This window comes from Streptosporangium sp. NPDC004379 (assembly GCF_042873875.1).
Classification (GTDB): domain Bacteria; phylum Actinomycetota; class Actinomycetes; order Streptosporangiales; family Streptosporangiaceae; genus Streptosporangium.
This window is the reverse complement of sequence record NZ_JBIAMC010000025.1, coordinates 1-11,481: the sequence shown is the minus strand read 5'-3', so window position 1 is coordinate 11,481 and position 11,481 is coordinate 1. Positions and strand designations below refer to the sequence as shown.

At 73.1% G+C, this 11,481-nt stretch carries 9 protein-coding genes; 4 read left to right on the top strand and 5 right to left on the bottom strand.

The window, feature by feature from the left end:
• The first annotated feature begins 36 nt into the window (after positions 1-36).
• Together ACFYSC_RS34455 and ACFYSC_RS34450 are read left to right on the top strand one after the other, a co-directional pair.
• Positions 37-993, top strand: a complete 957-nt coding sequence (locus tag ACFYSC_RS34455; protein WP_389969896.1) for an NAD(P)H-quinone oxidoreductase — start codon at positions 37-39, stop codon at positions 991-993.
• 5 nt (positions 994-998) lie between these two features.
• Complete coding sequence (locus tag ACFYSC_RS34450; protein WP_362943974.1) at positions 999-1,508, top strand: bacterial proteasome activator family protein; 510 nt, start codon at positions 999-1,001, stop codon at positions 1,506-1,508.
• Between the two features lie 57 nt (positions 1,509-1,565).
• Here the strand turns inward: ACFYSC_RS34450 and ACFYSC_RS34445 are convergent, their stop codons facing one another.
• Positions 1,566-2,360: an HAD family hydrolase gene (locus ACFYSC_RS34445; protein ID WP_389969894.1), complete on the bottom strand. Its 795-nt coding sequence runs from the start codon at positions 2,358-2,360 to the stop codon at positions 1,566-1,568.
• A 236-nt stretch (positions 2,361-2,596) separates the two neighbouring features.
• On the opposite strand from ACFYSC_RS34445, the gene ACFYSC_RS34440 reads away from it, so the two are divergent.
• Entirely contained in the window at positions 2,597-2,800 is a 204-nt protein-coding gene (locus ACFYSC_RS34440) for a cold-shock protein (protein WP_179821289.1), read from the top strand.
• Between the two features lie 651 nt (positions 2,801-3,451).
• Here ACFYSC_RS34440 and serS read toward each other — a convergent pair.
• The 3 genes from serS to ACFYSC_RS34425 all read right to left on the bottom strand — a co-directional run bounded on the left by serS (position 3,452) and on the right by ACFYSC_RS34425 (position 7,459).
• A complete protein-coding gene (gene serS, locus ACFYSC_RS34435; protein ID WP_389969892.1) occupies positions 3,452-4,714 on the bottom strand; it encodes a serine--tRNA ligase in 1,263 nt (420 codons plus the stop codon).
• Between the two features lie 267 nt (positions 4,715-4,981).
• Entirely contained in the window at positions 4,982-5,902 is a 921-nt protein-coding gene (gene pheA, locus ACFYSC_RS34430) for a prephenate dehydratase (RefSeq protein ID WP_362943980.1), read from the bottom strand.
• 168 nt (positions 5,903-6,070) lie between these two features.
• Positions 6,071-7,459, bottom strand: coding sequence for a glycosyltransferase 87 family protein (locus tag ACFYSC_RS34425; protein ID WP_389970011.1), 1,389 nt, complete (start codon positions 7,457-7,459; stop codon positions 6,071-6,073).
• Between the two features lie 194 nt (positions 7,460-7,653).
• Here ACFYSC_RS34425 and ACFYSC_RS34420 point away from each other — a divergent pair, with 194 nt between their 5' ends.
• Positions 7,654-9,897: a hypothetical protein gene (locus ACFYSC_RS34420; RefSeq protein WP_389969890.1), complete on the top strand. Its 2,244-nt coding sequence runs from the start codon at positions 7,654-7,656 to the stop codon at positions 9,895-9,897.
• Here ACFYSC_RS34420 and ACFYSC_RS34415 read toward each other — a convergent pair.
• On the bottom strand, positions 9,779-11,332 hold the full coding sequence (locus ACFYSC_RS34415; RefSeq protein WP_389969888.1) for a hypothetical protein: 1,554 nt from the start codon (positions 11,330-11,332) through the stop codon (positions 9,779-9,781). The genes ACFYSC_RS34420 and ACFYSC_RS34415 overlap by 119 nt on opposite strands.
• Positions 11,333-11,481: the final 149 nt, after the last annotated feature.

The window sequence follows — 11,481 nt, the reverse complement described above, 5'->3', positions numbered from 1 at the left end:
AACGGCCAAGTTCGCCCACCGGATAGCTTGGCTCACATGCACGCCATCGTGATCGATAAACCCGGCGGACCCGAGGCGCTGTCGTGGCGGCAGGTGCCCGATCCGCGTCCCGGCCCAGGTGAGGTCCTCATCGACGTGGCGGCCTCGGCCGTCAACCGCGCCGACGTGATGCAGAGACAGGGACGGTACGACCCGCCGCCGGGCGCCTCGCCGTACCCGGGGCTGGAGTGTTCCGGGGTGGTCGCCGAGGTGGGTCCGGCCGTCGAGGGCTTCCGGCCGGGCGACCGGGTCTGCGCGCTGCTGACCGGCGGCGGCTACGCCGAGAAGGTCACCGTGCCCTGGCAGCAGGTCATGCGGGTGCCCGGGGGCGTGGATCTGGTGGAGGCGGCGGCGCTGCCCGAGGTCGCCTGCACAGTGTGGTCCAACGTCTTCATGACCGCGCGGCTGAGGAAGGGCGAGACGCTCCTCGTCCACGGCGGGGCCAGCGGCATCGGCACGCTGGCCGTACAGCTCGCCAAGGCGTTCGGCTCGCGCGTGGCCGTCACCGCCGGGACGGACGAGAAGGTCGCCCGCTGCCTGGAGCTCGGCGCCGACGAGGGCGTCAACTACCGCGAGGAGGACTTCTCCGAACGGATCCAGGCGGATGTGATCCTCGACATCGTCGGCGGGAGATATCTGCCCGCGAACATCAGGGCCCTCAGGACCGGGGGGCGGCTGGTCGTGATCGGCATGCAGGGCGGCTCGAAGGGCGAGCTGGACCTGGGTGCGCTCCTCGCCAAGCGGGCCTCGGTGCACGGCACCACGCTACGCGCGCGGCCGGTGGATGAGAAGGGGGTGATCGTGCGCGGCGTCGTGGACAACGTCTGGCCGCTGGTCGACGCGGGCGTGATCCGGCCGGTGATCCACGCCCGGGTGCCGATGAGCGAGGCCGCCGAAGCCCATCGGCTCATCGAGACCGGGGAACACGTCGGGAAAATTCTGCTAGTAGGTTGAGGGCTATGAACGCTGAGGAGAGCACTCCGCACATCGTGGTCGTGGGGCCCCAGGGCGCGCAGGTCGAGCAGGACGGAGAGGGTCGCTCGGTCGCCGATCTGGTGGAGCAGCCCGCCAAGGTCATGCGCATCGGCAGCATGATCCGGCAGCTCCTCGAGGAGGTCCGGGCCGCCCCCCTGGACGAGGCGAGCCGCAAGCGGCTCAAGGAGATCCACCAGAGCTCGATCAAGGAGCTGGAGGACGGCCTGGCCCCCGAGCTGGTCGAGGAGCTGGAGCGCCTGTCGCTTCCCTTCGCCGACACCGACGGCACCCCGCCGAGCGACGCGGAGCTGCGCGTCGCGCACGCCCAGCTCGTCGGCTGGCTGGAGGGCCTGTTCCACGGGATCCAGACCACGCTCTTCGCCCAGCAGATGGCCGCCCGCGCCCAACTGGAGAACATGCGCAGGGCGCTGCCCGGCGGCGTCTCCCTCCAGCAGGACGGCGGCCACCAGGGCAGCTCGGGCCCCTACCTGTAAGCCCTTCCGCCCGCGGAGGCCGTCGGCCCGCACGCTCCGGCGTCCGCGGGACCGGGACTACCGGTAGAGGCCCTCCAGCACCTCGGCCACCCCGTCGTCGTCGTTGGCCGCGGTCACGTGATCGACCGCGGCCAGCACCTCGGCGTGGGCGTTGGCGACGGCGTAGGAGGTGCCGGCCCAGCGCAGCATCGGCAGGTCGTTGGGCATGTCGCCGAAGGCGATCGCGTCGGTCCGTCCGACGTCCTGGGTCTCGGCGAGGGCGGCCAGCGCGGTGGCCTTGGTCACGCCCCGGGCGCTCATCTCGATCAGTGCCCGCCCGCTGGAGTGGGTGGGCGTCACGAGGTCGCCGACCAGCTCGCAGACGGCGTCGTTGAGGACGTCGGGGTCCATCTCGGGGTGCAGGGCCAGGAGTTTGGCGCAGGGCCGCTCGGTGAGGGCCGCCGCCTCGACGAGCAGCCCGGCGGTCCGGCTGTCGGCGCGGTCGAGGCGGAAGTCCGACTCGTGGGCGTACCCGCCTTCGTACTCGACGGAGAAGGCCAGCCCGGAGAACTCCGCGCGGAGCCTCCCGACGACCTCCCCCAGTACGTCGGGGGTGATGAGGTGCGACTGGACGACACGCTCGGTGTGCAGGTCGTAGACCAGGGCGCCGTTGGCGCAGATGGCCAGTCCCCGGTGGCGTACGGCTCCGGCCACCGGGCGCATCCAGCGAGGTGGTCTGCCGGTCACGAAGACGAGTGTGGCGCCGGCCTCCTCGACACGTGCGAAGGCGGCGACGGTGCGGTCGGAGACGGTTCCGTCCGAGCGCAGTGCGGTACCGTCGAGGTCGGTGGCGACGAGGCGGGGGCTTCCCATAACACGTCCAGTCTGCACCGTGCCGCCCGATGCCACGCCACGCGGGACTCGCCTGGGATGAACTTCCTCATGGCGGGAACACCCATCCGCGGGATAGTGTTAGATGTGATGGCGTTGTATTAGCTGAATCCCGTTGTGAAAACCAGTTTGACTGAACCACCCCGGGGCGTGCTGTACGACACATGGGGTTCACGAGGTGTGAATCCCGAAGTTTCAAATCCTGAGGGAGAGCTTTAATGGCTCAGGGAACCGTCAAGTGGTTCAACGCTGAAAAGGGCTTCGGCTTCATCGCGCCGGACGGTGGCGCACCGGACGTCTTCGTCCACTTCTCCGAGATCCAGGGCTCCGGCTACCGGAGCCTCGAGGACGGTCAGCGTGTCGAGTTCGAGATCACGCAGGGCCAGAAGGGCCCGCAGGCCTCGCAGGTCCGCGCCGTCTGACGCATAGACCTCTGTAGAGGGGAAGGCGGGGTTCGCTTCACGCGAACCCCGCCTTCGCCGTTTCCGGACAGCTTCGCGAGTTCCGGACATGCATGGCCGCCCCTTTCGGGCACCCCTTAAGCCCTTTCTCCTGCCCTTCCTGCTGTCTTTCCATCGCCGCCGACCGCCCCTCCGTCGTCGGGCCTCCTCCGGCGTCGGTCGCCTCCTCCGCTCCATGCCCCCTCCTCGCCCCTGAGAGCTCCGCTGAGGGTCTCGCCCGGCATGGACGACTGGAAGGGCCGGTGGCCGCCCACAGACCTCTCGTGGGCTCATGAAGACGATCTCCGACGGGACGGCGGGACGGTCGCCCCGGGGGCCGTGGATCCCCACTCGTGCGCACCGCCGTCCGTGTGGTGAAAATCACCGGCCGACGGCGAGTGCCGAACCTCGTTCCGGCGGCCGGAAGAGGCCCTTGCGCCCGCTTCGGGCTCCCGCCGGAGGTTTCCACTGTTTCCAGGAGGGCGAGACCGCGCGCTCGCCGTCCGCTCCCCTTGACCGGGGGCATGACGACGAGGGCCCCGCCGGGGTCGGCGGGGCCCTCGGGCCGGCGGAGTCGGAAAGGAGCCGGAAGAGCGAGAAAGACCGAAAAGAAGGCCAGGCGACCGTTATGTGTTACTTGACGGGTTCGAGGATGTCGAGGCCGACATAGGGACGCAGGGCCTCCGGGACCACGACGGAGCCGTCGGCCCGCTGGTGGTTCTCCAGGATGGCGACGATCCACCGGGTGGTGGCCAGGGTGCCGTTGAGCGTCGCCACGGGCTGGGGCCTGCCGCCCGCGTCGCGGAAGCGGACGCCCAGGCGGCGGGCCTGGAAGTCGGTGCAGTTGGACGTCGAGGTCAGCTCACGGTAGCGGCCCTGGCTGGGCACCCACGCCTCGCAGTCGAACTTCCGCGCCGCGCTCGTGCCGAGGTCGCCGGCCGCGGTGTCGATGATCCGGTAGGGCACCTCGACCTTGGCGAGCATCTCCCGCTCCCAGGCGAGCAGCCGCCGGTGCTCGTCCTGCGCGTCTTCGGGACGGCAGTAGGAGAACATCTCGATCTTGTCGAACTGGTGGACCCGGATGATGCCCCGGGTGTCCTTGCCGTACGAGCCCGCCTCACGACGGAAGCAGGACGACCAGCCGGCGTAGCGGTACGGCAGCGCCGCGCCGTCGAGGATCTCGTCGGCGTGGTAGGCCGCCATCGGGACCTCACTGGTGCCGACCAGGAACAGGTCCTCCTCCGGCAGGTGGTAGACCTCGCTCGCGTGCGCGCCGAGGAAGCCGGTGCCCTTCATCGACTCCGGCTTGACCAGCACCGGCGGGATCATCGGGACGAACCCGGCCTCGATCGCGTGCTGCATGGCCATGTTGAGCAGGCCGAGCTGGAGGCGGGCGCCGGCGCCCTTCAGGAAGAAGAACCGCGCGCCCGAGACCTTCGCACCGCGCTCCATATCGATCGCGCCGAGCAGCTCGCCGAGCTCCAGGTGGTCGCGCGGCTCGAAGTCGAAGGACGGCTTCTCACCGACCTCCTCCAGCACGACGTAGTCGTCCTCGCCGCCCTCCGGAGCGCCCTCCTCCACGAGGTTGGGCACGGTGTAGAGCAGCTCGTCGAGCTCCCCGGCCAGCTTCTCGGCCTCGGTCTCGGCGGACTTGACCTGTGCCGAGAGGTCCTTGGCCCGGTCGAGCAGGGCGGTCTTCTCGTCGCCGGAGGCGCGGGAGACCGACTTGCCGATGCTCTTCTGCTCGGCGCGCAGCGCCTCGAAGCGGCTCAGCGCGCCGCGCCGCCGCTCGTCGAGGTCGAGCAGCTTTTCGACGACGGAGTCGTCCTCGCCGCGGGCACGCTGCGACGCCCGTAGCCGGTCGGGATCCTCACGAAGGGTACGCAGGTCAATCACAGGACAAGGCTACCGATGCGGGGCACGCACCCGCTCACCTATTGCTCCGGTCACTCCGGGCCCCTTCGTTCCGGCTCCTCCCACCTGGACGGATCCACCGGGCCGAAGGACGGACCGGCCCGCCCGGAGAATCCGGCCCGTCCGGCGGAATCGGCTCGTCCGGAAGGTCCGGAACACCTGGAGGGACCGGACCGTCCGGCGGAATCGGCCCGTCCGGAAGGTCCGGAGAGACCGGACCGCCCGGGGAGGCCGGACCGCCAGAAAAGGTCAGGGCCGGCCGGAGCGGATCCTGGACAGCCAGTCCGCGGCCTCGGCGAAGTCGTCGTCGGCCGTTCCCCGCTTGATCCGCGGCGCCACGCCGTCGGCGCGCGGATAGCTCCCGAGGAAGCGGACGCCGGCGCAGATGCGGCGCAGCCCGGAGACCGCCTCGCCGACCCTGGCCTCGGCCACGTGGCCCTCGAAGTCGAAGTGGAAGAAGTAGCGGCCGATGCCGTCGCCGGTGGGCCGCGACTCGATGCGGGTGAGGTTGACGCCGCGCACCGAGAACTCGGTGAGCATCTCCAGCAGCGCGCCCGGGTGGTCGTCGGTGAGGAAGGCGACCAGCGAGGTGCAGTCGGAGCCGGTGGGCTCGGGAAGCCGGCCCGGCCGGGAGAGGCGGATGAAGCGGGTCACGGTGTCGGCCCGGTCGCCGACCCCGGACGCCAGCTCCACCAGGCCGTAACGCTCCCCGGCGATGCGCGCGGCGATGGCCGCGTCGTACGGCGAGCCCGGGTCGGCCACCTCCTGGGCGGCGGCCGCGGTCGACGGGGCCGGGACCACCACGGCGTCCGGCATCTCGCGGGCGGCGAAGCCGCGGCACTGGGTGATGGCCGCCGGATGGGTGTAGACCCGCTTGACGCTGGAGAGCGGCATCTCCGTCCGCGCCAGCAGGGAGAACTGCACCGGCAGCAGCAGCTCGGCGGTGATCAGCAGCGGCTCGCCCCAGGCGAGCTCGTCGAGGGTCGAGCTGATGCCGCCCTCCAGGGAGTTCTCCAGCGGCACGACGGCGCCGTCGGCCTCGCCCCGCCTGGCGGCGTCCAGCGCCGCGCTGACGTTGGCGCTCGGCAGACCCTCCGCGTGCGGTGCCAGGATGCGCAGGGCCTCCTCGGTGAAGGTGGCCTCCGGGCCCAGGTAGGCGAGTTTCGGCATGAGGCCAGGCTATCCGGTGCCGGTCCGGAAACGGTGATGAACCACACGTGCCGGGAAGCGCCGGACGGGCGGCCCCACGGGAGGCGCCGGGCGGGTGACCTCAGGCGAGCGACCTCAGGCGAGCGACCTCAGGCGGGCGACCTCACAGGAAGCGCCGGGCGGGTGGAGTCAGGCGAGCGACCGGAACGTCTCGCGGCGTCTCGGCAGCCACGAGGCGAGCAGCCAGACCAGGACCAGCGCGCCCAGCCCGAACCCGTTCTGGACGATCTTCCCCAGCACCGGGCTGAGCACCGGGATCTCCGCGGCCTTGATCGTCACACCCCACCAGGGGACGGGCACCACGTAGTACAGCCAGACGCCCGCGGCGACCCGGACCCGTACCGGATCGCGCCCGTCCCCGACCAGCGCGCCGAGGACCACGACCACCCAGGCCAGATGGTGGATCCAGGCAACCGGCGACAGCAGCACCGCCATCAGCCCGGTCAGCGCGACCCCGGTCGTCGCGTGCCCGTCGAGGAACGCCCGGCGGGCGTGGCGGAAGCCGTACCAGCCGACCGCGGCGACCAGGGCCAGCCAGATCAGGGAGGTCGGCGCGTCGGGCAGGTAGAGCCGGATCAGCATGCCGCGCATCGACTGGTTGGTGGTCGCCGCGTTGGCGCCGAGCCGTTCGGGGTCGAGCAGCGCGTGGAACCAGAAGCCGGCGGCGTCGGACGGGATCACCAGGAACGGCAGCAGGGTCAGCAGCGCGGCGGTGAAGGCGGCCATGAAGAAGGCCCGGCGCTGCTCCGGCCGTCCGCCCGGACCGAACCCGGTGAGAAGCAGGTAGATCAGGAAGACACCGGGGGTGAGCTTGACGGCGGTGGCCAGTCCGATCAGCAGTCCGCGCGGCCAGACCGGGCGGCGGGCCGCGCAGTCGGCCAGGCAGAGCGCGACGAGCAGGATGTCCACCTGGCCGAAGCGGACCTGGTCCCTGATCGGCATCAGGTAGGTGCAGGCGACCATCAGGACGGCGAACACCGCCGGGAGCCACAACCCGCCCCGCCGTCCCTCCGCCGGCGCGGCCGTACGGCCCGGCACGCCACGACCGGGGGCGACGCGGCCGGACGCGGCATCGTCCGGCTCACCGCCGCCCGGCAGGCCGGGCCCCGAAGCGGCGCGGCCTGAAGCGAAACGGCCCGGTGCGAAGCGGCCCAGCGCGGCGTGGAAGGCGTACGCGACGGTGACGGCGAGCGCGGCGAAGATCCCGGCCGTCCACACCCACTGGGCGACCGGCCAGGACATCATGGCCAGCGGTACGGCCAGCATCGCCGCGACCGGCGGGTAGGTGAACGGCAGGAGCTGCGGCGCGGGCGTCACGAAGTCGTAGACCGGCCGGCCTCCGAGGAGCGCCTGGCCGCCGGTACGGTACACGTCCAGGTCGACCAGCCGTTGGTCGTCGACGTTTCCCAGCCAGTAGAGGACCAGCGGGGCCGCCGCCGCCGCGACGAGCAGCAGCGCGAGCGGCCACGCCCACGGTGGCCGCCTGCCGATGGTCGTCGCGGTCGCCTCGCCAGTCATCACGAGCAGGCAGGTTACCGTGGGGCTGGTAAACCGGCGGCCCCGGTCCCGGTCCCGCCCGCGGATCTCCGCCCACGCGGGGAGCCGCCCGGCCGGACCCGGCAGACGCGGCAGACGCGGCAGACGCGGCAGACGCGGCAGACGGAATGATCCACTAAGCAGGACCTGACGGTTCACGGACACGGGGGAGTCTCATGGGTGCGGTGCACGGCGATCACAGGCCCGTCCATCGGGCCGCTGCGTGGGTGCTGTGGGCCGCGTTCACGGTGGTCCTCCTCGTCCCCGGTACGGCCGCCGCCGTCTCCGCCTCGCCGGCGCCGTCCGGGCAGGTCGTGGTGATCGGTGTGCCCGGCCTCGAATGGGAGGACCTCGACCGCGCGCGGACTCCGAACCTGTGGAGGCTCGTGGAGCAGGGAGGGTCCGCGTCGATGTCCACCCGGGCGGTGCCCCCGCCGGGGCGGAGCCTCATCTGCCCGGTCGCGGGCTGGCTGACCGTCTCGGCGGGGCAGCGGGCGGGCGCGCCCGGGGACGGCTGCGCGCCGCCCGCCGCGCCGCGGTCCGGGCCGGACGGCGGGGCGAGTGTGCCGGACTGGTCCCGGCTCACCGCCTACAACGCCGCCGAGGTCTCCTACCGCCCGGTCCTCGGGCAGCTCGGGCAGCTCGTGGTGGACGGCGGGGGGAAGGTGGCGGCGGCCGGGCCGGGAGCCGCACTCGCCGCCGCCGACAAAGCCGGAAATATCGGTAAATACTTCCCCAACATCGACGGACTCGGCGACCTGGCACCGTACCGGCTGGTGGTGGCGGAGGTCCCCGACCTCGCCGAGGCGTGGCTACGGGGGCGTCCGGGCGGCGACGGCCTGCCCGCCGCGCTGACCGAGCGGGCCCGCCGGGAGGCGGCGGCCGCCGCCGACCGCGGAGTGGGCGCGGTCCTCGGCCGGGTCCCGCCGGGCGCCACCGTACTGCTCGGCGGCCTGTCCGACGCCTCGCCGGCCGCCCACCTGCACGTGGCCGTCGCCCGGGGAACGGCCCCCGGCGGCGAGCCGTACCCGCGCGGCATGCTCACCGCGACCTCCACCCGGCAGGACGGCCTGGTCACCAACACCGACCTGACCGCCACCGTGGTCGCCCTGCTGGGCCTCACGGCGCCGAACACGGTCGTGGGGCACGCCTGGCAGAGCGCCGGGCCGGGCGGGGAGGGCAGCGGGGACGGCGGCGGGAGCACGGCCGCCACGGTGGAGCGGCTGGCCGACGACGACCTCGCCAGCGAGGTGCTGCGCGAGGTGCGAGGGCCGTTCTTCACCGGCCTGGTGACCGTGCAGATCCTGTTCTACGTGCTGGCCGCCGTCGCGTTCCGGCGCGGCTGGGGCGGCTCGCGGGCGCTGACGGCCGTCCGGGGCGTCGCGACGGTCAGCGGCGCGATCCCCGTCGCCATCTTCCTGGCCCAGCTCGTGCCGTGGTGGAGCCTGCCCGCGCCGATGGCCGCACTGGTCCTGACCATCGTGGGCATCGCCTGCGTGGTCGCGGCGCTCGCCCTGACCGGGCCGTGGCGGACGCACGTCCTCGGCCCGCCGACCGTGGTCGCCGCGGTCACCTCGCTGGCGCTGCTGGCCGACGTGATGACCGGCTCCCGGCTCCAGGTGAACGCGGTCGGCGGCTACGAGCCGGTCACCGGCGGGCGCTTCTACGGCTTCGGCAACATCGCCTTCGCGGTCTACTCGGCCGGCACCATCCTGGCACTGGCCGGGATCGCCCAGTGGCTGCTGTCCCGCGGACGCCGCACGCTCGCCCTGACCGTCTGCGTCCTGTACGGCGGGCTCGCGGTGTTCGCCGACGGCTGGCCGGGATGGGGCGCCGACTTCGGCGGCGTCCCGGCGTTCCTGGCCGGGGTGGCCGTCCTCGCGGTCCTGCTGTCGGGCCGCCGGCTGTCGGTGGCCAAGGTCGTGCTGATCGGTGTGGCGGGCGTCCTGGCGATCACGGCGATCGCGGTGGCCGACTGGCTGCGGCCCGCCGACCGGCGCACCCACCTGGGCGCGTTCGTCCAGCAGGTGCTGGACGGCGAGGCGTGGGCCGTGGTCGTCCGGAAGTTCGGCGCGATGCTCGGGATCACCGTCGGCAACTGGCCGCTGACCCTGCTCTCGCTGGTCGCGCTGGCCTTCCTGTTCCTGGTGCTGGACCGCCCCTCCCGGTGGGGCGCCTCCGCGCTGGGCCGCGCCTACGCGCTGGCGCCCGCGCTGCGCGCCGGGCTGATCGGCACGCTGGTCTGCGCGCTGGCGGGGTTCCTGCTGAACGACTCCGGCATCGCCATCCCGGCGATGGCGCTCACGGTCGCGGTGCCGCTGACGCTGACCGCCTGCGTGCGCGCGCTCCGGCTCTCGCCGCCCACCACGCCAGGGCGAGCGTCAGAGCCAGCAGGGACCACGGCACCACCCGCTCCCTGAGCAGGGTCTTCAGCCACAGCAGGTCGGCCGGGCGCATCGCCTCCCTGGCCGGGAGGTAACCCAGCGACAGGACGACCGTCCTGGCCAGCACGAAGGTCTCCAGCGCGGGCCAGGACGCCCCGCCCGCCATCGCCAGCAGCGCGAAGGCCAGCCCGTCGTACCACGGCAGCGCGTACGGCGCGGCGAACAGCCAGGCGGCCACCAGCGCCGCGGCGACCGCCGGGGCGGTGGCCCGGGGCGTGGCCCGCAGGACCAGCCATGCCAGGCAGGCCAGCAGCAGCGTCGAGCCGAGCTGGATCCAGGACGAGTACGCGCCGGGCCCGAAGGCCGCCTGCAGGCCGGTCTTGACGAGCTGCCACGGGGTGGCGAGGGAGACCTTCTTGCTGGCCGCGCCCACCTGGTCGAGCACGTGCGGCCCGGCCAGGCCGTAGGTCAGCAACACGGTGGCCGTGGCGGTGCCCGCGACGACGGCGAGCCGGCGCGGCGAGCGGCGCAGCTCCCACGCCGGGCCGAGCGCGACCAGCCCGGCGTTGAGCTTCACACCGATGCCCAGCCCGAGCAGCACGCCGCTCCCGGCCCGCCACCACCCGCCCGATATGACAGAACCCCCGGATACGGCCGGACCACCCGGCACGGCGCCGGCCCGCGCCGCGTTCCCGGCCGCGTGGGCCACGAGCGCGGCGACCATGCAGGCCACGGCGAGGGTGTCGACGTGCATCCCGGCGGCCAGGTGATAGATCATCAGCGGGTTGGCCGCCCACAGCAGCGCCGCCCTGCGGCACAGCACGGCGTCGGCCCGGGTGAAGCGGTGCAGCAGCAGCGCGGTCCCGATGAACGCGGCCGCGTTGAACGCCGCCATCGCGAAGACCGTCAGCCTGACCGAGTCACCGCCGACCAGGCTCGCCAGCGCGTGCACGGCCGTCGCCACCGGGCCGTACACGCTCGTCACGCCGGCCCACTCCTCCACCGCTCCGGTGACCGGGTCGGCGGGCAGCCCGGCGGGGGTGACCGCGTAGGGATCGAGGCCGAGGGCGGCCAGGCGGCCGTAGGCGGCGTAGTTCAGGTGGTCGGCCGAGCCCGACGGGGGGAGGAGGGCCAGCAGCCCGGCCGTCGCGCAGCCGGCCACGAGCAGCAGGCGGGGGGCGGGGCCGCTCCGGGCCCGCAGCGCACCGGCCAGCCCGAGACCGCCCAGCACGATGGCGGCCGCGGCCATGACGATCACGAGGTGGCCGTCTGGGCGCGCGCCCAGGGAGTAGGGGGGCTGCCAGGCCGGGCCGGGCAGCGCCGGGACCATCGCGGACGGTCCGAGCAGCCCGATCAGGACCGTCAGGGTCGCCGACAGCCCGACGGCCGCGTAGGCGGCCGCGTCGAGCCCCCGGAACGCGCCACGCGCGGGAGCTCGTCTGTCGTCGACAACCGCCGGATCCCGAGTCACCCGCAAATTCCAGCACATCCGGCGCGGTGCCCCGGGCGGCGGCCTGTGGCGGACGGCTAGTAGTGCTTTGTTAGGTGGTTAGGGCGGCCGTCTGCGGCAGGTCGGGCATCGGCCTGTCCAGGCTGCCAGCAGGGCCTGCAGCTCCTTGA